We start from the raw sequence: 26,161 nt of genomic DNA, 5'->3' as shown, positions 1-26,161 counted from the left end.
CTGTGGTGCTCCCCCGCCGCCCGCGGCAGGGGAGTGAACGAACGTTATCCCCAGCATGGCGCGCACAGCAGTTTCACGGCCACCAGGGAGGGGGAAATCACACGTGGGACATATTCGCTTCGCGTGCCGCCCCGGCTGCCCGGGCCCCGGCCGGCCACTTCCCCACGGAAGCCCGGTGGGCGGGCCGATCCGCCGGGCGGCCGCCGGGGCGGTCGGAGCGGGGCCGCCGCAGCGAGCCGCAGCCGTCATCGCAGCAGCGGGGAGCAGTGTGCCCGCTCAGCGACGCCGGGTGCCCCCGTCACCGCGGCCACCCCTTCAGAGCACACGGGCCGCGGCCCGCGGCCGCCGCCGTGTGCGATCCGGAGGTCTGCCGATGAAGGCGTTCACCCGCAGAGCGCTGGGGGCCCTGCCCCGGCCTTCCCTGCCTCCCTTCCCCGCGCTGCCTCTTCCACCGCTGCCGCGGCCGCCCTCCGGCGCGCTGGTACGGGCCTCCGTCCTGGAACTGCTGGTCCTCGCCGGCCACACCCTGCTCTATCCGATGGGCCTCACCCAGGAGCGCCGCACGGCCCCCGGGCTTACGGCTCCTCCGCGCCATCCGGGGCCCGCCGGCGCCGAGGAGCCCGGTCCGTCCCGCGCCTCCGGTTCCCCGAACGCAACGGACACCCGGGCTCCGCGCCTGCCCGCTCCGGCGGGCGGGCGGGGCCGGCCCCCCGTCCTGCTGCTCCACGGCTTCATCGACAACCGCTCCGTCTTCGTCCTTCTCCGCCGCTCCCTGCGGCGGCACGGACACCACCAGGTGGAAGCGCTCAATTACTCACCGCTGACCTGCGACATCCGGTCGGCTGCGGCGGCGCTCGCGGAACGGGTCGAGGAGATCTGCGGGCGCACCGGCCACGCCCGGATCGATGTGGTGGGCCACAGCCTCGGGGGGCTCATCGCCCGCTACTACGTCCAGCGGCTGGGCGGCCACGCCCGGGTCCGCACCCTGGTCACGCTGGGCACCCCGCATTCCGGCACCACCGCCGCGCCCTGGCTGAGCGCGCACCCGGTCGTCCGGCAGATGCGCCCGGACTCCCCCGTCATCGAGGAATTGTCCGCTCCCGCGCCGGAATGCGGGACGCGTTTCGTCTGCTTCTGGAGCGACTTGGACCAGGTGGTGCTGCCGCCCGCGACCGCCCGAATCGAGCATCCGGATCTGGCCGTTGTCAATATCAGGGTCAGCGGAATCGGACATCTCGCGCTGCCCGTGCACGGCGCCGTGGCCGCGGAGATCCTGCGGATGCTGGACGCGCGGGAGGCCAACGCGGACGCCGGAGAGGCCGGTTCGGTGGCCTGACAGCCGGGAGCGCAACCGATTATCTTTCGAACATTATTCGAACGCAGAGCCAAACCACGGCCGACAGTTCGCCGAAAGGTATCCAAATGCCCGTCGCGGGGCGGCCGGAAACCCGGGGAAGATTGTCGCCGTCGCGTACCGCCGGGTACAGTCGCCGCTAATTCTCCTGCTGTCGAGGCGAAAGAGAAGTTGGTGGTGAACGATCGTCACCCGTCTGGTACCCCCATCCAGACGGCCCACGCTCCTGATGCCTCGTACGGGTATTACGCCCCCTACGCCCAGCAGGACACCCAGATCGGTTACGCCGGCTACAGCGACCACACCCCGGGCGTGCCCGGGCACCACGACGCCTCCTCCTACGGGGACGGCGACCCGCTCTTCGGCGCGGCCCCGGGCGGTGAGCAGCAGCTCACCCCCCAGTGGGACACCGGCGCGTATGACAACTCCGGTTTCGACACCGGCGGTTGGGCCACCGGCGGGTACGACACGGGCGCGCACTGGACACCGGAGGGGCAGCACCAGCCCGCCGCTCCGGCCACCGGCCAGTGGGACACCGGGTCCTGGGAGAGCGCGGAAGGCCACGGCCCGAACGCCGCCACCGGCACCTATGCGACGGCCGGCCAGTACGCCGCCGGGACACAGGGCTATGACGCCTCCGGCCCGTACGACACGGGCCAGTACGCCACCGCCGGCCACGACACCGGCTCCTTCGAGACCGCCGGGGGCTTCGACGGCTCCGGCCAGTGGGACGCCACCGCGTGGCAGACCGACGGCTCGGCCGCCGGCGGGGCCCACGACGCCGCCCCCGAGGCGGAGCACGAACGCACGGCCGTCTTCGAGCCGCTGCCCGAGACGGCCGCCCATGCCGAGCACGACCCGGGTCACGACGGTTACGACCCCTATGGCGGGTACCACGGCTTCGACGGACCCGGCCACGCCCATCCCGCCGAGACCACCGGCGACGGCCATGCCTCCGCCGGCTCCCCCGGGACCGACGCGTACAGCAGCGACGCGTACAGCACCGACGCGTACACCTCCGAAACACACGACGGCGAGCCGTACACCGCCGATCCGTACACCACCGGCGCCGGCATCGACGCGGACGCCGACGGCCACCACGAGACCGGCCACCCGGACGCCGAGGAGATCGCCGTCCTCGACACCGTCGTCTCCGCCGCCGTCCCCGCCACTCCCTACGCCGGCCCGCCCTCGCGCCGCGCCGGTTCCGGGAACCGCAGCCGCCGCCGGGCCCCCGCCAAGCGGTCCGCGCTGCTCACCGTGGCCGTCCCCTCCGTCGCCGTGATGGGCGTGGCCGGGATCGCCGCCGCCTCCGTCGGCGGAACCTCCGCGGACGACTCCACGACCACCCAGGCCGCCCCCGACAAGGACGCGGTGAAGCCGGCCCTGGCCAACAACAAGCTGGACACCCAGCTCGCCACGCTCACCGCCGACGCCGGCGACTTCGCCGACCGCGCCAGCCGCACCCAGGAGCGCATCGACCTCCGGGAGCGCCAGGCCGAGGAGAAGCGGCGCAAGGAGGCGGAGGCGGCGCGCAAGGAGGCCCTGCGCCCCAAGTTCGCGCTCCCCGTGGCGCAGCAGGGGCTCAGCGCCTACTACGGCCAGGCGGGCGTCAACTGGATGTCCGTGCACAGCGGCATCGACTTCCCCGTCGCCTACGGCACCCCCGTGATGGCGGCCACCGACGGCACGGTCCGCACGCAGTACAACCTCGCCTACGGCAACATGGCGATCGTGACGGCCCCCGACGGCACCGAGACCTGGTACTGCCACCTCAGCAGCACCAAGATCCGGTCCGGCACGGTCAAGGCCGGCGACACCATCGCCTACGCGGGCAACTCCGGCAACTCCACCGGCCCGCACCTGCACTTCGAGGTGCGCCCCGGCGGCGGCTCGGCGATCGACCCGCTGGGCTGGTTCCAGAGCCACGGCCTCGACCCGCAGTAGCGGGCACGGGCGGCTGGACGGACCGAACAGGCCGAACGGGCCGGACGGATACGACGACGGACGCGGGGCCCCCGGACGCATGTTCCCGGGGCCCCGCGTCCGTCCGTACGCCGGTACGGGCGGGCACCCGCGATGTCCGCCACGCGCTGCCAGCCCACCGGGCCACCCGGCCGCCCGGGCCACCGCGCACGGCCGGGCTCGCAGGGGTCCGGCGCAGGGGTCCGGCGCGGGGACGAGGCCACGGACCGCGGCCCTCCGCCGGAGCGGCAGGCCAACGGCCGGCCCCCGGCGGCGCTACAGCTTCTCGACCGGGGCGTAGCGCAGCAGCAGCACCTTCGGCTTCGTGTCACCGAAGTCGATGGTGGCCTTCGCGTCGTGTCCGCTGCCGGCCACCGACAGCACCGTGCCCAGCCCGAACTGGTCGTGGGTGACGCGGTCCCCGGCGGCCAGCGCGATCACCGGCCGGTCCGTGGTCCGCCGGGTGGCGAAACCGCTGGGCCCCTTGGCCCGCGCCGACGACAGCGACGCGGCCACGCCCGCCCCGGCCGCCGACGCGGAGGGGACGGCCGGTCCGGTGCGCCGCCACTCCACGTAGGTGTCGGGGATCTCCTCCAGGAAGCGGGAGGGCGGGTTGTACGAGGGCTGGCCCCAGGCGCTGCGCAGGACGGAGCGGGTGAGGTAGAGCCGCTCGCGGGCACGGGTGATGCCCACGTACGCCAGGCGCCGTTCCTCCTCCAGCTCCTTGGTCTGGCCGAGGGCGCGCATGTGCGGGAAGACGCCGTCCTCCAGGCCGGTGAGGAAGACGACCGGGAACTCCAGTCCCTTGGCGGTGTGCAGGGTCATGAGGGTGATGACGCCGCCGCCGTCCTCGTCCTCGTCGGGGATCTGGTCGGAGTCGGCGACCAGGGCGACGCTCTCCAGGAAGTCGGCGAGCGTGCCCGGGCCCTCCGCCCCGGCTCCCGCTCCGGCAGCGGTCTCCGCTTCGGCCGGGGTCTCTTCTCCGGCCGCGGTCTCTTCTCCTGCCGGGGTCCCGCCCTCGGCCTCGCCCTCCGTCGGGCCGGCGGCGGCCGCAGCCGCTCCGCGCTCCTGCTCGAACTCGAGCGCCACGGCGGCGAGTTCCTGGAGGTTCTCGATGCGGGTCTCGTCCTGCGGGTCGGTGGAGGCCTGGAGTTCGGCGAGATAGCCGGTGCGTTCGAGCACGGCCTCCAGGACGGTGGCCGGGCCGGCGCCGGATTCGGCGATCGTCCGCAGCTCCTCCATCAGCGTGTTGAACCGCTTGACGGCGTTGGCAGAGCGCGCGGCCATGCCGTACGCCTCGTCGACGCGGCGCAGCGCCTGCGAGAAGCTGATCTTCTCCCGGGAGGCGAGGGCGTCGATCATCGCCTCGGCGCGCTCGCCGATGCCGCGCTTGGGGACGTTGAGGATGCGCCGCAGCGGGACGGAGTCCTCCGGGTTGGCCAGCACCCGCAGATAGGCGAGGACGTCCCGGACCTCCTTGCGCTCGTAGAAGCGCACGCCGCCGACGACCTTGTACGGCAGCCCGACCCGGATGAAGATCTCCTCGAACACCCGGGACTGGGCGTTGGTGCGGTAGAAGACCGCCACGTCACCGGCCTTGGCCTGGCCCGCGTCGGTCAGCCGGTCGATCTCGTCGGCGACGAACTGGGCCTCGTCGTGCTCGGTGTCGGCGACGTAGCCGGTGATCGCGGAGCCCGCGCCGGCCTCGGTCCAGAGGTTCTTGGGGCGGCGGTTCTCGTTGCGCTCGATGACGGCGTTGGCGGCGCTCAGGATGGTCTGCGTGGAGCGGTAGTTCTGCTCCAGCAGGATGGTGGTGGCGTCGGGGTAGTCCTCCTCGAACTGGAGGATGTTGCGGATCGTCGCGCCGCGGAAGGCGTAGATCGACTGGTCCGCGTCGCCGACGACGCACAGCTCGGCCGGTTCGACGGCCGGCTGTCCCTGCTCGCCCTCCGCCCCGCCCCGCTCCGCCCCGCCGGCCGTGCCGACGAGTTCGCGGATGAGCGTGTACTGCGCGTGGTTGGTGTCCTGGTACTCGTCGACGAGGACGTGCCGGAAGCGCCGCCGGTAGTGCTCGGCGACATCCGGGAACGCCTGGAGCAGATGGACGGTGGTCATGATGATGTCGTCGAAGTCGAGGGCGTTGGCCTCGCGCAGCCGCTGCTGGTACATCGTGTACGCCTCGGCGAGCGTCTTGTCGAAGCTGCTCGGGGAGGACTCGGCGGCGGCCTGCGCGGCGAAGTCCTCCTCGTCGATCAGCTCGTTCTTGAGGTTCGAGACCTTGGCGGTGAGGGACTTCGGCGGGAAGCGCTTGGGGTCCAGGTCCAGATCGCGGCAGACCAGGGCCATCAGCCGCTTGGAGTCGGCGGCGTCGTAGATCGAGAAGCTGGAGGTGAAGCCCAGCTTCTTGCTCTCGCGGCGGAGGATGCGCACGCAGGCGCTGTGGAAGGTGGAGACCCACATGGCGTTCGCCCGCGGGCCGACCAGCTCCTCCACGCGCTCCTTCATCTCGCCCGCAGCCTTGTTGGTGAAGGTGATCGCGAGGATCGAGCCGGGATGCGCGCCGCGGGCGGCGAGCAGATACGCGATGCGGTGCGTGAGGACCCGGGTCTTGCCGGAGCCGGCGCCGGCGACGATGAGCAGCGGCGAGCCGGTGTGCAGCACGGCGGCGCGCTGCTGGTCGTTGAGACCGTGCAGCAGCGCGGCGGGGTCGGTGACGGGCCGCGGGGCGCCGTCGCGGTAGTACGCCTCCCGGGGCGGGCCGTCGAACGCGCCGCCGAAGAGATCGGCCGGGATCTCCTCACGGGGGGCGTCGTGCTCGGGCGGCGGGGGCTCCTCGTCCGCGGGGCCGAGGTCTGCCAGGAAGCTGTCGTCAAAGAGGCTGCTCATCGCCCCCCGAGTCTAGGCGGACCCGCCGACATGCGGCACGGGGTTCCCGCCGGCGGTCCCCGCCGCGTCCGGACACCGGTGGGCCTGGGAGTCCGAACCCGAACTCCCCGGCCGCGCCCAGCCTTTATGCGCTACTTACCGTGCCCGGTCAGCCACCCGGAGGGCACAATTCCGCTCTGCCGGAAAAATATAACGGAATGGTTTCGGGCATATCGCACAACGGCCTTCACAGGAGCCGCACATATGGCTACGGTGCTCGTTCAGGCGGCCCGCACTCCCCGCCGGCGACCGCGCCGGCACGGGCAGCCACCGCCGAATCCGGCCCTTTCCCCAGGGAGTCCGGAGCCGGGGACCCACACGCGACACCGGGGTGAATCGGTCTTCCGCGCGGCGCGCACGGCGTCTCGCACCGACCGTAGGGCAGCCTTCCGATACGCCCGAACCCGACAGCTAACCCGGTAGGCGGTCCACGGAAGGAGCGCCGATCTTGGCGTCGCACCGCAAATCCCGGCCCCTCGGTACCCCGGCTTCGCGTCGCACCGCCGTCGGACTCGGTACGGCGGCCCTCGCCTCCGTCACCCTCCTCCAGAGCGCGCAGGCCGCGCCGGGCGACGGTGAACCGAAGCAGTCGATCGAGGAAGTGCAGAAGAAGGTCGACGAGCTCTACCGCCAGGCGGGGAGCGCGACCCAGCAGTACAACCAGGCCAAGGAGCGCACGGAGGAACAGCGTTCGAAGGTCGACGGTCTTCTGGACGCGGTCGCCAAGCGCACCGAGAAGCTCAACGAGGCGCGGAGGTCCCTCGGCAGCTTCGCCACCGCGCAGTACCGGGGCGGCGGCATGAGCCCCACCGCCACCATGCTCCTCGCCTCCGACCCGCAGGACTACTTCGACCAGACGCGCGTGATGGCCCGGATGACGGACCAGCAGGAGCAGGCCGTCGAGGAGTTCCGCGAGCAGCAGATCGCGACCACGGAGAAGCGCGAGGAGGCGAGCAGGAGCCTCGGCACGCTCACCGACTCGCAGGAGAAGCTGCGGGAGAGCAAGCGGACCGTCCAGGCCAAGCTGGCCGAGGCGCGCGAGCTGCTCAGTCGGCTGACCGCGGAGGAGCGGGCCCGGCTGGCGGAGATCGAGCGCAAGAAGGAGGCGGAGGCCCAGCGCAAGGCGGAGGAGCTGGCCCGGCAGCAGGAGGCGGAGCGGCAGCGGCTCGCGGAGGAGGCGCGGCAGCAGGCGCAGGCGGAGGCCGCGGCCGGCACGGACACCGGCACCTCCGCCGGCACGGACACCTCGGCCGGAAGCGGCACGACGGAGACCACCGGCACCAAGGCGCAGCAGGCGATCGAGTTCGCCCGCGCCCAGATCGGCAAGCCGTACGTCTGGGGCGCGACCGGCCCCAACTCGTACGACTGCTCAGGTCTCACCGGCGCCGCCTGGAAGGCCGCCGGTGTCACGCTGCCGCGTACCACCTATGACCAGGTGAACACGGGAACGCGCATCGCGAAGTCGGCCATGCAGCCGGGTGACCTGATCTTCTTCTATGACGACATCAGCCACGTCGGCCTGTACATCGGCGGCGGCCAGATGATCCACGCACCGAAGCCGGGCACGAACGTGCGCATCGAGTCGATCGACACCATGCCGTTCTACGCGGCGACGCGCCCCGCGTAGCGGGCGCCCGCGGGGCCGGCCCGGGCTCCGTTTCGCGCGGACCACGCGGCTCAAGCGGAGCGCGAACGAGGCAGCCGGGCAGCCGGGCAGGAACTCCGGGCTCGCGGCCGACGACGCGCGGGTGCGGGACACGAACGCGCGGGCGGTACCCGGCCTCGGGGGGAGGCCGGGCACCGCCCGCCGCCGCGTCCGGCTGCGTCACGGCGTCCCGCCCTACCGCCGGGCCCGGTCCGGACGCCGCCGGCGGGCGGCTCCGCCGTCAGGGCTGCCGGGTGCGGCCGCCGCCGTTCCCCGCCGTCACGTCACGGCGCGGGGCGGCCGGGTCTCGTACATCCGGACCGCGACCACCAAACCGGAGGCGGCGGTGAGGGCGGCGACGGCCCAGAGAGCGGCGCTCAGGCCGTAGAGGTCGGCGAGGACGCCGGCGAGCAGCGCCCCGACGGCGAAGCCGCCGTCGCGCCACAGGCGGTAGACGCCGACGGCGCGGGCGCGCCAGGCCGGGTGGGCCACGTCGCCGATGACGGCGAGGAGCGTCGGGTAGACGAGGGCGGTGCCGACGCCGAGCAGGATCTGGGCGCCGGCCCATACGCCGAAGGTGGTGCCGAGGGCGACGAGGGCGATGGCGACGGCCTGGAGCAGCATCCCCGCGGTGATGAGGTGCTTGCGGCCGATGTGGTCGGACCACCAGCCGGTGAGCATCTGGCCCGCGCCCCAGACCGCCGGATAGAGGGCGGCGAGGACGCCGATCTGGGCGATGGACAGGCCCTGGGCGGCGAAGATCAGCGGGAAGATGCCCCAGGCGAGGGCGTCGTTGAGGTTGTTGACCATGCCGGCCTGGCTGGCACTGGAGAGGGCCTTGTCGCTCAGGCTGGTGAGGCGCGCGATCTGCCCGGTGGTCAGCTCTCCGTGGTGCTCGCTGCCCGCCGGCGGGGTGTGGCGGGCCGCTTCGAAGCGTGCGTGCTCGCGGGTCTCGCGGACGGCGAGGGTGGACAGGCCCAGGGCCAGGACGACGTAGGCGGCGCCGAGCAGGAACGGCTCGGGCCGCAGCCCGGCGTGGTCGGCGATGGCGCCGGTGGCCATCGCGGTGACGGCGACGGCGACGTAGCCCGCGGCCTCGTTGAAGCCCATGGCCAGACCACGGCGTTCGGGCCCGACCAGGTCGATCTTCATGATCACGGTGGTGGACCAGGTGAGGCCCTGGTTGACGCCGAGCAGCACATTGGCCGCGATGATCCAGCCCCAGCTCGGACCCCAGGCCAGCATCGCGGGCACGGGCAGGGCGATCAGCCAGCCGGCGATCAGGACCGGCTTGCGGCCGAAGCGGTCGGACCAGGTGCCGGCGAAGAAGTTGGTGACGGCCTTGGTCGCGCCAAAGGCGAGGATGTAGGTGAGGGCGGAGGTGTAGGCGGAGAGGTGGAAGACGTCCTCGGCGAGCAGCGGGAGAACGGTGCGCTCCTGCCCGAGCATGCCGCCGACCAGCGCGTTGACGAGGACGAGCAGGCTGAACTGGGCGAGGTTGGCGCGCAGCCCGAGCCGTATGCCGTGGGGGGCCGGGGTGGTGTGGGGGCTGCTCACGCGCTTCTCCTCGCAGGGGGTGTCCGGTGACGGCGGACCGGTCGGCGGGCCTGCCGCCGGGCACGGCGGCGGGGTCCGTGAGGTCCGAGGTCCGGGGCCCGGGTTGCCGCCGGATGTTCCGGGTACTGCCGGGAGGCCGGGCCGCTTCCGTACACCCCAGCCTTCCCTCAAGCTACAATATTCCATGGATTCATGGAGGAAGGAGGTGGGCATGGCGGACGCCACGCGCAAGAGCGCGCTGTACGACGCCTTCGCCCGCACCGGCAAGGCCCTGAGCAGCGGAAAGCGCCTGGAGCTGCTGGACCTGCTGGCCCAGGGCGAACGCCCCGTCGAGGCCCTGGCCAGGGCGGCCGGGCTGAACCTCACTACCGCCTCGGCCCATCTGCAGACCCTCAAGCAGGCCGGGCTGGTGGCCACGCGCCGCGAGGGGGTCCGCGTCCACTACCGGCTGGCGGGGGACGACGTCGCCGCCCTGTACGCGCTGCTGCGCCAGGTCGCCCGGAACCACCAGCCCGCAGTCGAGCCGGCCCGGGCCGCCTACCTGGGCACGGACACGGGGGAAGGGGTCGGCCGGGAGGAGCTGCTCGCCCGGGCGGCGGCCGGCGAGGTCGTCGTCCTGGACGTGCGCCCGGCGGAGGAGTACGCGGCGGGACACATCCCCGGAGCCGTGTCCATCCCGGTGGGGGAACTCCCCGAGCGGATAGCCGAGTTGCCGCCGGACACCGACGTGGTGGCGTACTGCCGCGGCACCTACTGCGTCCTCGCCCACGACGCCGTGCGCCTGCTGCGCGAACGGGGCCGCACGGCCGCACGGCTCACCGACGGGATGCTGGAGTGGCGGCTGGACGGGCTGCCCGTCGAAACGGCCGCCGCGTGACGACCGAACGCCCCGGCTCCCCGGCACCGCTGGTCATCGACGGCGGCGACCGGCTGTGCGTTGAGCTGATCCTCGAACTGAGCCGCCGGGTCGGCCGGACCGAACCCGGCACGGTCGTCCGCCTGATCGCCACCGATCCGGCCGCCCCGCTGGACCTGGCGGCCTGGTGCCACCTCACCGGCCACACCTACCTCGGCCCCGTTCCCGGTACGCCCCGGCCGGCCTACGCCCTGCGGGTCAGCCCCGGCGCCCGCCCCACCCGGCGTGACGCACCGTGGCACCCACTGGACCCGCCGCGCACCGGGCATGAGACCCGTCCGTCGAACTCCGGAGGCCCCGCATGAACCACAAGATCCTCTTCATCCTCAACGACCCGCCCTACGGCACCGAACGCTCCTACAACGGCCTGCGCCTGGCCGGAGCCCTGGCCAAGCGGCCGGGCACGGAGATCCGGATCTTCCTGATGGGGGACGCGGTCGGCTGCGCGATCGCCGGCCAGCAGGTGCCCAACGGCTACTACCACCTCGACCGGATGGTCGAGTCCTGTATCCGCCACGGCGCCGAAGTGGGCTGCTGCGGGACGTGCATGGACGCCCGCGGCCTCGGCGAGGACCTCCTCACGGGCGAGGCCCGCCGCTCCACCCTGGAGGAGCTGGCCGACTGGACCCTGTGGGCGGACCAGGTCATCACGTTCTGAGCTTTCCGAGCAGTACGGAGCCCGCCCGCCCGGGCAAGGGGTGCCGGGGACGGGCGGGCTCCGGTCGCCGCCGTCAGTGCCAGAGAACGGCGATGAAGATGTTGAGGACGGTCAGCAGTCCGACGGCACCGAAGACGCCCTTCGACACCCGCTCCTCGTCCCGCTTGACGTAGACGAGCCCGAGGATGGCGACCAGCACCGCCAGCTTCACGCCGATCTTGACGTTGTTGACCATCGCGTCGTTCATCTCGTTGAACCCGACGAGCAGCACACCGGTGACGAGCATGGTCAGCGCCCCGTGCAGCATCGCGGGCACCATGCGCGCGGTGCCGGCGCTCATCGCCTTCATCTGGACGAGGAAGCCGCCCAGCAGCGAGGCGATACCGATGATGTGCAGGCCGACGAAGACATCGATGAGTACGTCCATGCCCGCGAGCCTATGCGGGGCCCTCTCCCGCCCGGCAGCCAGGTCTCCCGATGGTCTCCGGAGCGTGACCGGCCCGTGCCCTGCCCGCGATTGCCCACTCCGGGAGGCCCGTTCCGGGCTCCCTTCCAGGGTTCCCGTTCCGGGCGGCCGGAGGTGGCGGGAGCGAAGCACCGCCCGGAACGGGGCACCGCGAGACGGCCGAGGCAACGGCGCAGGGGGAGCGCCAACCGCCTCACGGCTCCGCCATCATGGCGCGGCGCGGGCCCTGGTCGCAGCCCGTGAGCGCGTACAAACTCAAGGTGTACGAGCGCCGTGGCACCCCGGGACCCGGAAAACGGCCGGAAGGCCATGCCGCACTCTCGGCGCCGGGCCGGCCGGCTTCAGTAGTCGGCGATCCCGACGGCTTCCTCAACGAAGCGCCAGACGTCGGTGAACGGATCCCAGGCCGTCTCATCGGACCCGCGGTGCTCCGCGTTGATCTGCTGTGCGTATCCCCTGGCCTTCCCGTACCGCTCGAGAAGCTGTCCGGGCATCACGTGCTTCGCCTGCTCCTCGGACACGCTCCGGATGTTCCGGCCGTAGGTCTGCGCGAAGCCGGGGCGCTGCCGGAGCTTGGCCGCCGCGCTGCCGCAGACGCCGCTGAAGGTGCTCGTGTAGTTCTGGTAATGCAGCAGCCGCCACAGCTCGAAGCACGGGTGGGAGTAGGCGATGCGGACCCCGGCCTGCCTCGCTCTGGCGAAGGCGGTGGGGATCTGGTCGTGCTCGTCGCGGTCGAACAGGCACCAGACCTGCGGCCAGTTCCAGTCGTCCTTCTTGAGTCCGGCCTTCTTGGCGTCGCGCTCGACCTCGCGCAGGACGGGGATCGCCGCCTCGACCAGGGGCAGCGGCTTGCGGCGCTTCGAGGGGGCGTGCTCGTCCGGGTAATGAATCTCCACCGGCCGGTCCGGGAAGGCCGGGACACCGTGCTGCAGGACGAGGTCGATGTACATCGGCTCGGTGACCTCGCCCTCGGTGAAGACGTATACGCCGCGCGGCCTTAACCGCTTCCGGCCGTGGTCCCTCCGCCGCCGGGCCGTGTCGTCCCGCCCCCTGGACCTCGCCATCAGGACCCCTCCGCCTCCGTTCCCGTCTCCCGCGTCATCAGCAGCCTGCGGCCGATCTGGCCCTCGGACACCCGTGGGACGGCTCCGAAGGCTCCAGCCAGGTACGACTTCGTGAGGTCTTCGTCGTCGGTCGGCTCCGCGTCGGTGAGCGGGTACAACTCGGTGCCGCCGCGCTCGTCCTTCTCCGTCAGCCAGACCTGGCCCGGGTCGAGCAGCCGGCCGCCGCCCGGTGCGCGCAGCAGCGAGGGGTCGTGCGAGGTGAAGACCAGTTGCGCTCCCCGCGGGTTCACCCAGGGGGCCTGGAAGAGGCGGACCACTTCGGCGGCCATGCGGGGATGGAGGCTGGCGTCCAGTTCGTCGATGAGGAGGACGGCGCCCTCGTCCAGGGCCAGCAGCAGGGGGCCGAGCAGGGCGAACCAGGACCGGGTGCCGAATGACTCGCGGCTCCAGTCCAGGGGCACGGGCTGTTCGCCGCCGCCGGTGTGGCGCAGCCGCACGGCCGGGGGCTCCCCCGGCTTCTGCTCCACGTCGAGGCCGCTGATGCCCAGGTCGGCCACGCGCAGCAGCTCTTCGGCCCGTGCCCGGAAGGCGTCGTCGAGGAGACGCTCGGCGGTGTAGGTCTCGCGCTGGGAGCGTTCGGTCTCCGGGTCGATGTCCCAGAGGTTTCCCTCGAACCACCGGTAGATGGGCGTGAGTTGCGGGTGGTTGTCGGTGGCGGCGCGGGAGAGGAGGAGCGCGTTGGGCCGTGTGGTGCGGGCCAGCCGGGCGCGGTCGTGGATGCGGTCACCGGGGAATTCGAAGGGGTTCGTGCGCGTCGCGTCGCGGTCGAGCCAGACCTGGCGCCGGCCCTTGGGGTAGGAGTGCAGCCATTCGGACTCGACGCGGAGGTCGCCCAGCTCGAAGCCGTAGGTCCAGCGGACGCCGTCCGCCATGACGAAGTCGGCTTCGTAGAAGGTGCTCTCCGCGGCCGTCTTGGCATCGAGGGCGAAGGGCTCCCGGGGGATTCCGCGGTAGGAGGTCCAGTGCGCGTAGGAGTTGAGAACGGCCTCGCGCATCTCCTTCATGGCCGTGATCACATTGGACTTGCCGGAGGCGTTGGCGCCGAAGACGCCGAGTACCGGGTAGGTCCGGAGGCTCTTCCCGTCGGAGAGCGGCAGCGTGCGGGCGGCGTCCTCCTCGTCCGCGGGCGCGACGAACGACAGCTCCTGCTCGTCGCGCAGGGACCGGAAGTTCGCCACGCGGAATCTCAGCAGCACGCCACCCTCCTCACCGCGCACAGAGTAGCGGGGTGATCACGTGTACGCCTCTCCAGTGGCAGTGGCAGGACCCGGCCGGGCCGGTTCGGGACCGGCGCGTCACACCCCTGGATCAGACGAGGCGACGGGCCGTGGCCCAGCGGGTGAGTTCGTGGCGGTTGCTGAGCTGGAGTTTGCGGAGGACCGCCGAGACGTGGGACTCGACCGTCTTGACGGAGATGAAGAGCTGCTTCGCGATCTCCTTGTAGGCATAGCCGCGCGCGATCAGGCGCAGCACCTCGCGCTCCCGCTGGGTCAGGCGGTCCAGGTCCTCGTCCACCGGCGGGGCGTCCGTGGAGGCGAAGGCGTCCAGGACGAAGCCGGCCAGGCGCGGGGAGAAGACGGCGTCGCCCTCCTTGACCCGGAAGACCGCGTTGACCAGGTCGGCGCCGGTGATGGTCTTGGTGACGTAGCCGCGGGCGCCGCCGCGGATCACGCCGATCACGTCCTCGGCCGCGTCGGAGACGGAGAGGGCGAGGAAGCGCACCGGCCGCTCCTGGTCCGCCATCAGCGGGGCGCACCGGCGCAGCACCTCGACGCCGCCGCCGCCCGGGAGGTGGACGTCCAGCAGGACGACCTCGGGCCGGGTCGCCGTGATCACCGTGACCGCCTGGTCGACGTCCGCGGCCTCGCCGACGACCTCCACCCCGGTGGTCTCCGTCTGCCCGATCTCGGCCTGGACGCCGGTGCGGAACATGCGATGGTCGTCGACCAGGACGACCCGCGCGTGGCGGTCGGCCGTCTCCGGGCCGTTGGTGGCGTCGGCGGCGTGTGGGCCGCTATTCGCAGGGGTGTCGAAGGCCCCGGCGCCACCTGCCCCGCCGGTGCCGCCCGTGTTCCGCGTTCCGTCGTTCATCGCCCGTCCGTCCCTCGTCCGTACCGCCCGGCCGCGCCCGCGGTCGTGTCGTCGTCGCCCCGGTCCCTGTACTGCCCCAGCGTAGGCGCGGGGGCGCATCGGCGGCTGAGAGCCGCCGGGTCCGCTCCGGGTGGGGACGCGTCCGTGCGGAGCCTCGCGCCCGTCATGCCGAGCGTTCCATTTCGAGTTCCACCTCGGTGCCCCCGTCCGGTGCCGAACGGAGCCTCGCCGTACCGCCGTTGCGCTGCATCCGGCCGATGATCGACTCCCGGACGCCCATCCGGTCCGCCGGTACCGCGTCCAGGTCGAAGCCCGGGCCCCGGTCCCGTACGGAGATGAACACGGTCGCCCTCTCGACCTCGGCGTAGACCTGCACCGCCCCGCCCTCGCCACCGTACTTGGCCGCGTTGACCATCGCCTCCCGCGCGGCCTGGAGCTGGGCGCCCAGCTTCTCGTCCAGCGGGCAGTCGCCGACACAGACGACCTCCACCGGGACCCCGTGGTGGTCCTCGACCTCCGCCGCCGTGGCCTTCACCGCCTCGGCGAGGGTGTCCGGCTCCGTCTCCTCGTCCTTGCCGCGGCCCTCCGGCTTGTAGAGCCAGGCCCGCAACTCCCGCTCCTGGGCGCGCGCGAGACGGGCCACCTCGCGGGAGTTGTCCGCGTTGCGCTGGATCAGCGTCAGGGTGTGCAGCACCGAGTCGTGGACGTGGGCCGCGACCTCCGCGCGCTCCTGGGCGCGGATGCGCATCAGCCGCTCCTCCGACAGGTCCTGCGTCATCCGGATCAGATACGGGCCCGCGAGCAGCGCGATGCCGACCAGCACCGCGAGCGACGCCTGCAGGACCGCGCCCAGATGCCGCGCGGAGCCCTGCATCACGACGATGGCGCTCACGCCGACGCCCACGAGCAGCACCCCGGCCGCCCCGCGCACCAACGGCAGCACCCGCGTGCGGCGGGTGACGGCGGCCCAGTGGGCGCGGCGCGCGTTGTCGGCCTGCCGCCAGACGAGGACCACGCCCGCGCCGATCAGCAGCGTCGGCCAGAGGTAGGCGTTGGCCCGGCGGCCGAGCTGCAGGTTGTCCACGAACACGGCCACGCCGACGACCATGGCGAGCAGCGCGATGATCTGCCCGCGGTCCGGCTTGCGGACGAGGAGCCGGCGCCGGCCGTCCGGACCGGTGGCGGCCTCGGTGCCCGGCCCGGTCGCCGCGCCGGCCCCGCCCCTGGCCGCCGCGGGGCCACCGCCCGCGCCGCGCGGTGCCTCCACGCCGCCGACGCCGAGCGGCACCACGAACCAGAAGGCCGCGTACAGCAGCGCGCCGAGCCCCTCCACCATGAAGAGCGCCACGAAGAAGATCCGCACCCAGGACACCGGCAGCCCGAGATGCCCGGCGAGGCCGCGCGCCACGCCGCCCAGCAGCCGGCCCTCGGCGCTCCGGTAGAGCTTGCGGACCGGTGGCTCCTCGGGGACCTCGGGTCCGGGGACGGGGGGACTGCCCGCGCGGGGAGTCCCGGCGCGGGGCGCGGCGGCGGTCATGAACCGATGGTCACACGGGAGCGGGTGCCCGGGCATCAGGGTCGGACCCTGAACGGTCCCGGGGGTCCGGGGGGTTCAGGGGGTCCGGGAGTCCCGGGTTCGTTCCGGGGGAACGAGGCCCGGGCGGCGCGGGCTCCGGTACGCGGGCTCCCCGGTGCCTCCGGAGCCCCGGAGCGCGTGTGGGCCCCGTCATCCCGGGAAGGCCGTCGGTGTGCGGGGCTCCGCGGCCGGGCCCCGCGGGCGGCCCGCCTCCGGGAAAGGTCAGGGTTCCGCCAGGGTCGTCACGGGTGCTGCCGGGGCCGCCGGGCCGTCACCATGGACGCATGACCGATCAGCAGCCCACCCCGGGCCCGGCGGCGGACGCGGCGGGAGCCGGCGGACCCACCGGCAGCACCGCCGATCCCGCCTCCGGTGTCCCGCCCGTGCTGCCCCGGCTGCGGCGCAGCCGCCGTACGAAGACGATCGCCGGAGTCTGCGGCGGCCTCGGCCGGCAGTTCGACCTGGACCCGGTGATCTTCCGGATCGTGCTCACCGTGCTCGCCATGGCCGGGGGCATCGGCCTCATCGCCTACGGCTTCGCCTGGCTGCTGATCCCGCTCGACGGGGAGGACGAGAACGAGTTGCGGCGGCTGCTCTCCGGCCGCGTCGAGGGCACGGCGCTGACCGCTCTGCTCTTCGCGCTGGTCGGCTCCGGTCTGCTGCTGTCCATGCTCAACAACGGGTCGGTGCTCTTCTTCGCCGTGCTGCTGTCGTCCGCGCTGGCCGGCGTCTGCTCCTGGTCGCTGCGGAGACGGCGGCTGGAGCGGGCGGGCGCCGCGGTGGACGCGGCGGCGGCGCAGGCCGTCGCGGACGCGCCCCCCGAGACGACGGCCCCGCCCTCCCCCGGCGGACCGTCCTGGTGGCGCGATCCGATCGTCAAGGACGGCACCACGGGCCCCCTCGCGACCGGCTATCTCTGGGGCCCGGACGACGGGCGGGACTCCGGCCCGTACGACCCGCGGGCGACGGCCGCCGGAGCGCCGTACGGCGGCCGTCGCGGCCCGTCCGGCCCGTGGACCGGCGGCTGGACGTTCCTGGCGGCGGTGCTCGCTGCCGTCACCGGCACCCTGGCGACCTGGGAGCGGGGTCCGCTGACCACCAGCCTGCAGACCGGACTCGCCGCCGCCCTTGCGGTGTTCGGGCTCGGGCTGGCGGTGTCCGCCTTCTACGGCCGCGCCGGCGGCGGCACGGTCGTCGCGGCGGTCCTGACCTGCGGGCTGCTGGTGGGCGCGGGCAGCCTCCCGGAGGGCGTCACCACCCACTGGCAGCGGAGCACGTGGCGCCCGGCCTCGGCGGCCGACGTGCGCCCGGCGTACGGACTCGGCACGGGACGGGCCGAACTCGACCTCAGCGCGCTCGACTTGGGGAAGGACGAGAAGGTCGCCACCCGCGCCAGCGTCGGCGCGGGCGAACTCTTGGTCCTCGTCCCGCCGGACGCCGTCCTGGATCTGACCCTGGACATCGGCCTCGGCGACAGCCGGCTGCCCGGCGACCCGCCGGACGACATCGACGTCGAGCCCGGCGCCCGGCGGACCGTGACCCTGCGGCCGGAGGACGGGCGCGCCCCGTCCGGCACCCTCGTCCTGGAACTCGAAGCCGGCGTGGGCCGGGTGGAGGTGGAACGTGCCGCCCCGTGAGCACGGCGGCCGCGGCCGTCACGCGTTCGAACCGGCGAAGCTCGTCGCCGGACTGGTCCTGCTCGCCGCGGGCGTCGTGGCCCTGCTGGCCTCGGCCGGCGCCGTGGAGCCCGGGCCGGGCCCGCGGCTGCTGCCCGCCGTCCTCCTCGGCCTGTGCGCCGCGGGGGTCGTGGGGGCGGTCTCCTACGGCGTCCGCCGTCGGCGCGCGAGGCACCGGACGCGCCGAGGGCTCCCGGGCGGCGGGGAACCGCCGGGCGCCCAGGGGTGACGCGCGCGGCCGGGCGCCCGTGTCAGCCGTAGAGCTGCTGTCCGTGGCGGGCGCGGCGCTTGGTCAGGACCGAGTCGAGCGACAGATACGGGGCGCCCGCCAGCACCAGCGGCAGCCAGGCCATCAGATAGGCCAGGTCGTTGCCGTAGTAGTAGGGGTCGGACGGCCAGCTGACCGTCAGCCACAGGCTCAGCGAGATCAGGGCGCCGCCGAACGCCGCGAGCCGGGCGAGGAGCCCGAACAGCGTGCCGAGGCCGACCGCGATCTCGCCGCCCGCGATGGCGTAGCCCATGAGCGAGGGGTCGCGGAGACCGAGGTCCACCAGGGCCGGGATCGCGGAGTTGTCCCGCACGGAGTTCATGAGCCGGCCGATCGACCCCGCTCCGGAGTCGGCGATGAAGGCAGAATCGGTGAGCTTGTCGATGCCCGCGTAGACGAAGGTGACGCCGAGGAAGATACGCAGCGGGAGCAGGGCGTAGCGGGCAGCGGTGGCCCGTGCTCCCGCCGGCTCCGGCGTGTGTGCCCGGTGGAGCCCGTGCGCCATGAGGTCCGCCTCTCGATCGCTGCCGGGGGCAGAATTCTCTCCGATCCGGACCGATTACGGGAGACGAGGTACATCAACAATCAAATAAATTGAGCAGATCCAATCATCTTCGAGCAGGCCATCTCCGGACACGGGCCCCGGCGGCGGGCCGAACAAGGACGGACCGCTCAGGGGCGGGCGGCCCCGGTCAGGTCGATGTCGATCGTGAACGGAACGGACAGCTTCAGCCGGTTGTGGTGGATGCCGGTCGCCACATAGGCGCCGGTGGCGGGGTCGCGCTCGTAGACGTAGACGACTGGGCGGCCGTTGTCGCTCTCCACCCGCCAGAAGTGCGGGATGCCGGCCTTGGCGTACTTCTGCGGCTTGGTCTCCAGGTCCCGCGCCTTGGAGTCGTCGGAGACGACCTCGACGGCGAGGATCACGTCCTGCGGACGGTAAGCCGTCTGGTCCGGCCCCGTGTCGGCGTCCGCGCGCGCGACCATCACATCGGGCTCCGGCCGCTGCCGGTCGTCCAGGACGATGGTCATCTCCCTGAGGACCTCCATGTCCTCGGGCACGGTGCGCAGCAGGCTGTGCTCCAGCAGACGCAGGGTCCGCGTGTGGAAAACCGTCTGCGGGCTGCGGAAGACAAGGCTTCCGTCGATCAACTCCGTGTGCGGAGGCAGGCCGGGGAGCCGGTCCAGGTGGTCGGCTGTGTAGCCACCGGGTGGCGGCTGCGGCCAGGTGTGCCGCCACTGTGGTTCGGCACCGGTCCGTGACGCTCCCATGGGACCCATCGTTGCCGACCTGAACAGCCCACCCGTCGCAAACCCCGACGCCGCCACTCATCCGTGTGAGCGGCGGCGCCGGGGTTGACGTGCGACGGAGGCAGGAGCGGGACCCGGAGGGGTCACTCCCACTCGATGGTGCCCGGCGGCTTGCTGGTCACGTCGAGGACCACGCGGTTGACCTCGTCGACCTCGTTGGTGATCCGCGTGGAGATCCGCGCGAGCACGTCGTACGGCAGCCGGGTCCAGTCCGCCGTCATGGCGTCCTCCGAGGAGACCGGGCGGAGTACGACCGGGTGCCCGTACGTCCGGCCGTCGCCCTGGACGCCGACCGAGCGGACGTCCGCCAGCAGCACGACCGGGCACTGCCAGATCTCGCGGTCCAGGCCGGCGGCGGTCAGCTCCTGGCGGGCGATGGCGTCGGCCTCGCGGAGCAGGTCCAGCCGCTCCTTGGTGATGTCGCCGACGATGCGGATGGCGAGGCCCGGCCCCGGGAAGGGCTGGCGCTGGACGATCTCCTCGGGGAGGCCCAGCTCCTGGCCGACCATCCGGACCTCGTCCTTGAAGAGCCGGCGCAGCGGCTCCACGAGCTGGAACTGCAGGTCCTCGGGGAGCCCGCCCACGTTGTGGTGGGACTTGATGTTGGCGGTGCCGGTGCCGCCGCCGGACTCGACGACGTCCGGGTAGAGGGTGCCCTGCACCAGGAACTCCACGGACTCGCCGTGTTCCCCCGCCTCGGCGACGATCTCGGACGCGGCCTGCTCGAAGACCCGGATGAACTCCCGGCCGATGATCTTCCGCTTCTGCTCGGGGTCGGAGACCCCGGCCAGCGCCGTGAGGAAGCGCTCCTCGGCGTCGACGACCTTGAGCTTGACGCCGGTCGCCGCCACGAAGTCCTTCTCGACCTGCTCGGACTCGCCCTTGCGCATCAGTCCGTGGTCGACGTAGACGCAGGTGAGCCTGTCCCCGATGGCCTTCTGCACCAGGGCCGCGGCGACCGCGGAGTCCACGCCGCCGGAGAGGCCGCAGATGGCGCGCTTGTCACCGATGCGCTCGCGGATGGCGGCGACGGACTCGTCGACGACGTTCGCCATCGTCCAGTCCGGGCTGAGGCCGGCGCCCCGGTAGAGGAAGTGCTCCAGGACGAGCTGGCCGTGGGTGGAGTGCATCACCTCGGGGTGGTGCTGCACGCCGTAGAGCTTCTTCTCGTCGCTCTCGAAGGCGGCGACGGGGGTGCCCGGCGTGGAGGCGGTGACGGTGAAGCCCTCGGGGGCCTCCGCGACCGAGTCGCCGTGCGACATCCACACCGACTGCTCGGCGGGGGTGCCCTCGAAGAGGGTGGAGCCGGGGCGGGAGACGGTCAGGTCCGTGCCGCCGTACTCACGGGTGCCGGTGCGGGCCACCGTGCCGCCGAGCGCCTTGGCCATGGCCTGGAAGCCGTAGCAGATGCCGAAGACGGGGACGCCGGCCTCGAACAGCTCGGGGCCGACGTGCGGGGCGTCCTCGGCGTAGACCGAGGAGGGTCCGCCGGAGAGGATGATCGCCTTGGGGTTGCGGGCGAGGATCTCGGACACCGGCGTGGTGTGCGGGACGATCTCGCTGTAGACCCGGGCCTCGCGGACGCGGCGGGCGATGAGCTGGGCGTACTGCGCACCGAAATCGACGACGAGGACCGTGTCCGGGGAGTGGTCGGCGTCGGGAGCGGAAGCGGGGGTCGCTGAGGGCACTGCGGCGGCCTTCCGGCGTGGACGGTGGAGCTGGCTGGATCCCGATTCTAACGGGGCGGGGCACCGCCCCCGTCCGTCTCAGCATCCGGCCCGCCCTGGCACCGCCCGTCCCGGCCGGGTCATACTGGCCGCATGTTCGCGCAGCTCACCTTCCGCTTTACCTATGGCACCGGCCCGTCCGGCTGCCATGGTCGCGCTGCGTGAACCACTGACACGCGACTTTCCAGGCGCCCCGGGCCGGTCAAGGCCCGGGGCGCTTCGCGTTCGGTCCGGGCGGCGGCGGTACCGGGGCCCAACGGCCCCGAGGAGACACGGACATGAACACGGACACGAACACCGGCACGAACACCGGCACGGGCACGGGCACGGCTGCGGGCACGGGTACGGGCACGGCTGCGGGCACGGGTACGGGCGGCGTCCCCGCGCCGGCCGCGCGGGTGCCCGGCCAGGCCGCGCCGGACACGGGCGCCCGAACCGACGAGGCCGCGGCCCTCATCGCCGGGGCCCGCGAGCGGATCGACGATCTGGACGCCCGGATCATCGGCCTGGTGCGCGAACGGATGGCCGTCTCGGCCACCATCCAGGAGGCCCGGATCACCTCCGGCGGCCGCCGGGTGAACCTCTCCCGCGAGATGGAGGTCCTCCACCACTACCGCGACCAGCTCGGCAAGCCGGGCACGGCGCTGGCGATGACCATCCTGGAGCTCTGCCGCGGGCGGGTCTGACGCGCGCGCGGTCCCGTCCGCCCGCGGGCGCCGCACATCACGTGGCGGTCGTCCGGCCGCACGGACTCATCCGGCGGGAGCACCCAGCCGTCGTGTCCGGGGACCGGTCATGGCTTCGCCCGGGCGGCCGACGGCGCGCGGGCGCGAACCCGGCCCGGGCGTCGTCCCGGGTTGCCGGGAAGGCCGTGACCGTTCCCACGGTCCCTCGTTGAGCCCGTTGTCCGTGCCGACCGGGCGGCCCGATCCAGAGGGCGTTGCGTCGCGGTTTCCGCCCAGCCCCCTCGGGGCGCCGGGTGCGGCAGGGACGGATCTCACTGAAGCGTGTGGCGTGCCGATTGGCTTGGGGACAAGCGGTGCACGTCGTGGGACCGCGCTTCAGTGCGTGACCGGACAGCAGGGGACAGCAGCCCGGTCACTGCCGAAGCGGTCGGCTCCGGGGACGCCCGGAGCCGGCCGTGTCCGGTCCACCCCGACTTTCCTCCGCGGGCAGGCGTTCCCCCGGCGCCCGCCCCCTCCCGGCCCGCGCACCCCTGACGCGCGGGCCGGCCGCCGAAGGGCCTCACGGCCGCCCCGCACCTCCCGCCCCGTGAGGCCCTTCGGCATATGCCTGTGACGCGAGTCACTCCGTGCTGCGCCGGTCCGGATACAACCATTGGCGATCTTTACCGGTCACTTATGACGATCGCTCCGCCATAACGCGCCCCACCGCGACGGCAGGGCCCCATTTTCTTTCTTTCCGGTGCCGCGTTGTCACGGCACCGCTGACCGAAGAGGTCTGCATGAGAATTCGCCGCGTTCTGGCGACCGCTGCCGCGACGGCTGTCATCGCCCCGGCAGCGCTGATGGCGGCTCCGGCCGCGTACGCGAACGAGAACGAGACCACGGTCACCGCCGCGGACAGCCCGTCTCCCGGGAGCACCGAGACGGCCGGCTCCACGTCCGGCGACGAGTCGGGGGACACCGCGCAGGAGCCCGGGGACGACCAGCCCCCCGCCGGGGACGACCAGCCCGCGGACGAGAACACCGAAGGGGAGGACACCGGATCCGACGTGCCCCCCGCCGAGGGTGAGAACGGCGATGGAGCCGGCGACGGGGCCGGGGACGAGGCCGCGGGTGAGGACGAGGAGTCCTCCGGCGAGGAGGACAAGCCGGCCGAGCCGGGCGAGGACCCCGCCACCGAGCCGGGCGAGGGCGAGGAAGAAGAGTTCGAGCCCCCGCTGTTCTGCGAAGAGGTCGACGAGAACTACACCCAGGCGGTCACGGCCGAGCTGGGCGGGCTGCCGGGCAAGATCGAGGCCGGCAGCGGCTGGCACGGCTTCAAGCTGACCGTCACCAACACCTCGGAGAAGGACCTCAAGGAGGTCGCCTTCTACGCCGAGGTGGAGAACTACGAAATGGACGAGGACAAGTACCTCAGCCGCTTCGTGCAGCTCCAGTTCCGGGTGCCGGGCACGAACGAGTGGGTGGCGATCGGCGACAAGGAGTGGGCCGGGGCCTACTTCTGGGGTGTCGAGGAGATGAAGGCGAAGGACTACGTCGCCATCGACCTCCGCGTCAACATCAACAAGAACGCTCCGGCCGGTGACGGCTACACCTTCGGTTCCGGTGCCTTCCTCGACAACGTCGAGGGCCAGGACTGCATCGCCGAGGGCTGGGACGACTACGAGTTCACCGTCGTCAAGCCGGGCACGAGCGTTCCGGACCCGGGGGAGGCCAAGCCGAAGCCCGGCAACGAGGCCAAGCCGGGCGCCGGTACGGGCCCGAAGCCGCAGGGCGGTGTCGAGAAGCAGCCGGTGACCGGCAACCTCGCCGAGACCGGTTCGTCCTCCATGCTGCCGGTGATCGCCATGATCGGTGGCGTCGCCATGGTGGCCGGCGCGGGTGCGATCTTCGTCGTCCGCCGCCGCCGGACCGAGGACATGGGCGCCGCCGCGTAAGGCTCCGCGCTCCCAGGGCAGACAAACGGCACGGCCGGAACACGGCACGGCCGCGACACGACGAGAAGGGCCGCACCCCGGGGTGCGGCCCTTCCTCGTGTCCCCGGCGGCGTTTCGAGCGGCGGCGGGCCCGGGCGGTTACGCCTCGGCCGGGCGGCCGTTCGGTGACGGCTCCGGCGCCGTCGCGGCCCCGTCGGCCGCCGGAGCCACCGGCTCGGCCGGTGCGGCAGGCGCGGCGGGCTCGGCGGGGACCGCCTCCTCCGTCCGCGGCTCCGGCACCTTCGCCTTCGGCGGCACGGACGGCACCGGCAGCATCACCGGCAGCCGCAGTTCCGCGAAGGCGCCCTCCGGGACGGCCGGGGAGCGCGGCTCGACGGCGGGCAGCCGTACGTACTCCTCGCCCTGGGCCGGGCGGGAGTCGGCGTCACCCTTGTTCGGCCAGAGGGACATGGCGCGTTCGGCCTGCGCCGTGATCGTCAGCGACGGGTTGACGCCCAGGTTCGCCGAGACCGCGGCGCCGTCCACGACGTGGATGCCGGGGTGGCCGTAGAGCCGGTGGTACGGGTCGATGACGCCGTGGTCCGCGTCCTCGCCGATCGGGCAGCCGCCGAGGAAGTGGGCGGTGAGGGGAGTCCCCATCACCTCGCCGATGTTGGTGCCGGCGAAGCCGTTGATGTCCTCGGCGATGTGCCGGGCGGCCTCGGCGCCCTCCGGCAGGAAGACCGGGTTGGGCGCGCCGTGGCCCTGGCGGGCGGTGAGCAGGCCCTTGCCCGGGCCCTTCGGCTTGCGGTACGTCGTCAGGGAGTTGTCCAGGGACTGCATGACGAGGCCGATGATGGTCCGCTCGGACCAGCGGTAGTTGGAGAGCGAGCGGAGCAGCAGCACGGGGTGGCGCAGGCAGTGCAGCGCGTGCGCGAGGGCGGTCGGCAGCCCGGAGCCGTGCGGCACCTGGAGGGTGGTCATCAGGCCCATCGCGTTGGAGCCCTTGCCGTAGCGGACGGGCTCGATGTGGGTGTTCTCGTCCGGGTGGATCGAGGAGGTGATCGCGACGCCCTTGGTGAAGTCCGGGTCCTGGCCGTACTTCTTGCGGTAGCGGGCCGGTGAGGTCATGGAGCCGACGAGGGCCTCGGAGTTGGTGCGGGTGAGCGCGCCGAGGCGGTCCGAGACGCGCGGCAGCAGGCCCTGGTCGCGCATGGTGTGCAGCAGGGTCTGGGTGCCGTAGGTGCCGGCGGCGATGACGACCTGCCGGGCGCGGAGCACCTTCGGCTTCTTCCGGAGCCGGCGGCGCTTGTTCGTCGGGACGGTGGAGACCGCGTAACCGCCCTCCCCGTCCTCCGTGACGGCGGTGACCGAGGTCATCGGGTGGACGACGGCGCCGGCCTTCTCGGCGAGGAAGAGGTAGTTCTCGTTGAGGGTGTTCTTGGCGCCGTGGCGGCAGCCCGTCATGCACTCGCCGCACTCGGTGCACGCCTTGCGGTCGGGCCCGGCGCCGCCGAAGTACGGATCGGGGACCTCGGCGCCCGGCTCGGCCAGGGTCTTGCCGTCCGCGTCCTTGCCGTCGCCGAAGAAGACGCCGACCGGCGCGAGATGGAAGGTGTCGCCCACGCCCATCCTCTCGGCCGCGGCCTTGAGATGGACGTCGGAGGGGGTGGTGGTCGGGTTGAGGCGGACGCCGAGCATGCGCTGGGCCTGCTCGTAGTAGGGCCTCAGCTCCTCCTGCCAGTCGGTGATGTGGCCCCACTGGCGGTCCTCGAAGAACGGACGCGGCGGTACGTAGAGGGTGTTGGCGTAGTTGAGCGAGCCGCCGCCGACCCCGGCGCCGGCCAGGATCATCACGTTGTTGAGGAGATGGATGCGCTGGAGGCCGTAGAGGCCGAGCGCGGGGGCCCACAGGAAGTTCTTGAGGTCCCAGGAGGTCTTGGGGAGGCTGTCGCGGGTGAAGCGGCGGCCGGCTTCCAGGACGCCGACGCGGTAGCCCTTCTCGGTCAGCCGCAGGGCGGATACGGATCCGCCGAAGCCGGAGCCCACGACGATCACGTCGTAGTCGTACTTGCCTTCGGCCACGGTGTCGGCCCTCCCATGCTGTGAGGTTCTGTTCCGGCCGCGCCCGGGTGCCGTCGCGGGGCGGGTGCGGTGCGGTGTGGGGTCGTGCGGCCGGCGGCGCCGGTCCGCGGGGCGGGCGCGGTGCCGGCGGTGCCGGGGTCGGGGGACGGGGGTGGGGGGTGGGGGGTCGCGGGCGGCCGGGGCGTGCGCGGTGCGGGCTCGCGGGCGGCCCCGAC

21 protein-coding genes and 1 riboswitch are annotated in these 26,161 nt (G+C 72.9%); of the genes, 10 read left to right on the top strand and 11 right to left on the bottom strand.

Annotated elements, in window-relative coordinates:
• Nucleotides 1-373 precede the first annotated feature (373 nt).
• Nucleotides 374-1,336 (top strand): esterase/lipase family protein, encoded by a 963-nt coding sequence (locus IF83_RS0104315; protein WP_078843152.1) that lies wholly within the window; start codon nucleotides 374-376, stop codon nucleotides 1,334-1,336.
• 195 nt (nucleotides 1,337-1,531) lie between these two features.
• Nucleotides 1,532-3,301: a peptidoglycan DD-metalloendopeptidase family protein gene (locus tag IF83_RS0104310; RefSeq protein ID WP_030542655.1), complete on the top strand. Its 1,770-nt coding sequence runs from the start codon at nucleotides 1,532-1,534 to the stop codon at nucleotides 3,299-3,301.
• A 294-nt stretch (nucleotides 3,302-3,595) separates the two neighbouring features.
• On the opposite strand, the gene IF83_RS0104305 is transcribed toward IF83_RS0104310, so the two are convergent.
• Nucleotides 3,596-6,205: an ATP-dependent DNA helicase gene (locus IF83_RS0104305; RefSeq protein WP_030542654.1), complete on the bottom strand. Its 2,610-nt coding sequence runs from the start codon at nucleotides 6,203-6,205 to the stop codon at nucleotides 3,596-3,598.
• A 300-nt stretch (nucleotides 6,206-6,505) separates the two neighbouring features.
• Nucleotides 6,506-6,685: riboswitch (cyclic di-AMP (ydaO/yuaA leader) on the top strand.
• Between the two features lie 7 nt (nucleotides 6,686-6,692).
• Between IF83_RS0104305 and IF83_RS0104300 the strand changes: the two genes are divergently transcribed.
• A complete protein-coding gene (locus IF83_RS0104300; RefSeq protein WP_030542653.1) occupies nucleotides 6,693-7,871 on the top strand; it encodes a C40 family peptidase in 1,179 nt (392 codons plus the stop codon).
• A gap of 297 nt (nucleotides 7,872-8,168) precedes the next feature.
• Here IF83_RS0104300 and IF83_RS0104295 read toward each other — a convergent pair whose 3' ends face one another.
• Entirely contained in the window at nucleotides 8,169-9,446 is a 1,278-nt protein-coding gene (locus IF83_RS0104295; protein WP_030542652.1) for an MFS transporter, read from the bottom strand.
• Between the two features lie 211 nt (nucleotides 9,447-9,657).
• Here IF83_RS0104295 and IF83_RS0104290 point away from each other — a divergent pair, with 211 nt between their 5' ends.
• Genes IF83_RS0104290 through IF83_RS0104280 form a run of 3 tightly spaced genes read left to right on the top strand, consistent with a single transcriptional unit; the run spans nucleotide 9,658 to nucleotide 11,020 of the window.
• Nucleotides 9,658-10,323 (top strand): ArsR/SmtB family transcription factor, encoded by a 666-nt coding sequence (locus IF83_RS0104290; protein WP_030542651.1) that lies wholly within the window; start codon nucleotides 9,658-9,660, stop codon nucleotides 10,321-10,323.
• Nucleotides 10,320-10,667, top strand: a complete 348-nt coding sequence (locus tag IF83_RS0104285) for a sulfurtransferase TusA family protein (RefSeq protein ID WP_051722440.1) — start codon at nucleotides 10,320-10,322, stop codon at nucleotides 10,665-10,667. Before IF83_RS0104290 ends, IF83_RS0104285 begins: the two co-directional genes overlap by 4 nt.
• Nucleotides 10,664-11,020 (top strand): DsrE/DsrF/TusD sulfur relay family protein, encoded by a 357-nt coding sequence (locus IF83_RS0104280; protein WP_030542649.1) that lies wholly within the window; start codon nucleotides 10,664-10,666, stop codon nucleotides 11,018-11,020. Before IF83_RS0104285 ends, IF83_RS0104280 begins: the two co-directional genes overlap by 4 nt.
• Nucleotides 11,021-11,093: 73 nt before the next feature.
• On the opposite strand, the gene IF83_RS0104275 is transcribed toward IF83_RS0104280, so the two are convergent.
• The 5 genes from IF83_RS0104275 to IF83_RS0104255 all read right to left on the bottom strand — a co-directional run bounded on the left by IF83_RS0104275 (nucleotide 11,094) and on the right by IF83_RS0104255 (nucleotide 16,238).
• Entirely contained in the window at nucleotides 11,094-11,447 is a 354-nt protein-coding gene (locus tag IF83_RS0104275) for a hypothetical protein (RefSeq protein WP_030542648.1), read from the bottom strand.
• Between the two features lie 380 nt (nucleotides 11,448-11,827).
• Nucleotides 11,828-12,550, bottom strand: a complete 723-nt coding sequence (locus IF83_RS0104270; protein WP_030542647.1) for an RloB family protein — start codon at nucleotides 12,548-12,550, stop codon at nucleotides 11,828-11,830.
• Nucleotides 12,550-13,806 (bottom strand): AAA family ATPase, encoded by a 1,257-nt coding sequence (locus IF83_RS0104265; protein ID WP_030542646.1) that lies wholly within the window; start codon nucleotides 13,804-13,806, stop codon nucleotides 12,550-12,552. The genes IF83_RS0104270 and IF83_RS0104265 overlap by 1 nt, the downstream gene beginning before the upstream one ends.
• Nucleotides 13,807-13,918: 112 nt before the next feature.
• Nucleotides 13,919-14,701, bottom strand: a complete 783-nt coding sequence (locus IF83_RS0104260; protein ID WP_030542645.1) for a LuxR C-terminal-related transcriptional regulator — start codon at nucleotides 14,699-14,701, stop codon at nucleotides 13,919-13,921.
• 163 nt (nucleotides 14,702-14,864) lie between these two features.
• The gene (locus IF83_RS0104255; RefSeq protein WP_030542644.1) at nucleotides 14,865-16,238 is read right to left on the bottom strand and encodes an ATP-binding protein; all 1,374 of its coding nucleotides are present in this window, start codon (nucleotides 16,236-16,238) and stop codon (nucleotides 14,865-14,867) included.
• Nucleotides 16,239-16,561: 323 nt separating this feature from the next.
• Here IF83_RS0104255 and IF83_RS0104250 point away from each other — a divergent pair, with 323 nt between their 5' ends.
• Together IF83_RS0104250 and IF83_RS0104245 are read left to right on the top strand one after the other, a co-directional pair.
• Nucleotides 16,562-17,914, top strand: a complete 1,353-nt coding sequence (locus IF83_RS0104250) for a PspC domain-containing protein (protein ID WP_030542643.1) — start codon at nucleotides 16,562-16,564, stop codon at nucleotides 17,912-17,914.
• Nucleotides 17,901-18,182 (top strand): hypothetical protein, encoded by a 282-nt coding sequence (locus IF83_RS0104245; protein ID WP_030542642.1) that lies wholly within the window; start codon nucleotides 17,901-17,903, stop codon nucleotides 18,180-18,182. The genes IF83_RS0104250 and IF83_RS0104245 overlap by 14 nt, the downstream gene beginning before the upstream one ends.
• A 22-nt stretch (nucleotides 18,183-18,204) precedes the next feature.
• Here IF83_RS0104245 and IF83_RS0104240 read toward each other — a convergent pair whose 3' ends face one another.
• The 3 genes from IF83_RS0104240 to guaA form a co-directional block, all read right to left on the bottom strand.
• The gene (locus IF83_RS0104240) at nucleotides 18,205-18,726 is read right to left on the bottom strand and encodes a DoxX family protein (protein WP_030542641.1); all 522 of its coding nucleotides are present in this window, start codon (nucleotides 18,724-18,726) and stop codon (nucleotides 18,205-18,207) included.
• 167 nt (nucleotides 18,727-18,893) lie between these two features.
• A complete protein-coding gene (locus IF83_RS0104235; protein ID WP_030542640.1) occupies nucleotides 18,894-19,493 on the bottom strand; it encodes a Uma2 family endonuclease in 600 nt (199 codons plus the stop codon).
• Between the two features lie 122 nt (nucleotides 19,494-19,615).
• On the bottom strand, nucleotides 19,616-21,220 hold the full coding sequence (gene guaA / locus IF83_RS0104230) for a glutamine-hydrolyzing GMP synthase (protein ID WP_030542639.1): 1,605 nt from the start codon (nucleotides 21,218-21,220) through the stop codon (nucleotides 19,616-19,618).
• A 317-nt stretch (nucleotides 21,221-21,537) separates the two neighbouring features.
• On the opposite strand from guaA, the gene IF83_RS0104225 reads away from it, so the two are divergent.
• Together IF83_RS0104225 and IF83_RS0104220 are read left to right on the top strand one after the other, a co-directional pair.
• On the top strand, nucleotides 21,538-21,945 hold the full coding sequence (locus IF83_RS0104225) for a chorismate mutase (RefSeq protein ID WP_078843150.1): 408 nt from the start codon (nucleotides 21,538-21,540) through the stop codon (nucleotides 21,943-21,945).
• A gap of 779 nt (nucleotides 21,946-22,724) precedes the next feature.
• Complete coding sequence (locus tag IF83_RS0104220) at nucleotides 22,725-23,882, top strand: LAETG motif-containing sortase-dependent surface protein (RefSeq protein WP_030542637.1); 1,158 nt, start codon at nucleotides 22,725-22,727, stop codon at nucleotides 23,880-23,882.
• 138 nt (nucleotides 23,883-24,020) lie between these two features.
• Here the strand turns inward: IF83_RS0104220 and IF83_RS0104215 are convergent, their stop codons facing one another.
• Nucleotides 24,021-25,946 (bottom strand): GMC oxidoreductase, encoded by a 1,926-nt coding sequence (locus tag IF83_RS0104215; RefSeq protein ID WP_051722438.1) that lies wholly within the window; start codon nucleotides 25,944-25,946, stop codon nucleotides 24,021-24,023.
• Nucleotides 25,947-26,161 lie beyond the last annotated feature (215 nt).

The organism is Streptomyces albus subsp. albus (genome assembly GCF_000719865.1).
GTDB classification, from domain to species: Bacteria; Actinomycetota; Actinomycetes; order Streptomycetales; family Streptomycetaceae; genus Streptomyces; species Streptomyces albus_E.
The sequence above is the reverse complement of the archived record's forward strand: the minus strand, read 5'-3'. Positions and strand labels throughout refer to the sequence as shown.

What these genes read in the sequence shown, in the direction of transcription:
- IF83_RS0104315 (WP_078843152.1), top strand. Translation starts at nt 374, where the DNA reads ATGAAGGCGTTCACCCGCAGAGCGCTGGGGGCCCTGCCCCGGCCTTCC.
- IF83_RS0104305 (WP_030542654.1), bottom strand. Translation starts at nt 6,205, where the DNA reads ATGAGCAGCCTCTTTGACGACAGCTTCCTGGCAGACCTCGGCCCCGCG.
- IF83_RS0104290 (WP_030542651.1), top strand. Translation starts at nt 9,658, where the DNA reads ATGGCGGACGCCACGCGCAAGAGCGCGCTGTACGACGCCTTCGCCCGC.
- IF83_RS0104280 (WP_030542649.1), top strand. Translation starts at nt 10,664, where the DNA reads ATGAACCACAAGATCCTCTTCATCCTCAACGACCCGCCCTACGGCACC.
- IF83_RS0104275 (WP_030542648.1), bottom strand. Translation starts at nt 11,447, where the DNA reads ATGGACGTACTCATCGATGTCTTCGTCGGCCTGCACATCATCGGTATC.
- IF83_RS0104270 (WP_030542647.1), bottom strand. Translation starts at nt 12,550, where the DNA reads ATGGCGAGGTCCAGGGGGCGGGACGACACGGCCCGGCGGCGGAGGGAC.
- IF83_RS0104260 (WP_030542645.1), bottom strand. Translation starts at nt 14,701, where the DNA reads ATGAACGACGGAACGCGGAACACGGGCGGCACCGGCGGGGCAGGTGGC.
- IF83_RS0104255 (WP_030542644.1), bottom strand. Translation starts at nt 16,238, where the DNA reads ATGACCGCCGCCGCGCCCCGCGCCGGGACTCCCCGCGCGGGCAGTCCC.
- IF83_RS0104250 (WP_030542643.1), top strand. Translation starts at nt 16,562, where the DNA reads ATGACCGATCAGCAGCCCACCCCGGGCCCGGCGGCGGACGCGGCGGGA.
- IF83_RS0104240 (WP_030542641.1), bottom strand. Translation starts at nt 18,726, where the DNA reads ATGGCGCACGGGCTCCACCGGGCACACACGCCGGAGCCGGCGGGAGCA.
- IF83_RS0104235 (WP_030542640.1), bottom strand. Translation starts at nt 19,493, where the DNA reads ATGGGAGCGTCACGGACCGGTGCCGAACCACAGTGGCGGCACACCTGG.
- IF83_RS0104225 (WP_078843150.1), top strand. Translation starts at nt 21,538, where the DNA reads ATGAACACGGACACGAACACCGGCACGAACACCGGCACGGGCACGGGC.
- IF83_RS0104220 (WP_030542637.1), top strand. Translation starts at nt 22,725, where the DNA reads ATGAGAATTCGCCGCGTTCTGGCGACCGCTGCCGCGACGGCTGTCATC.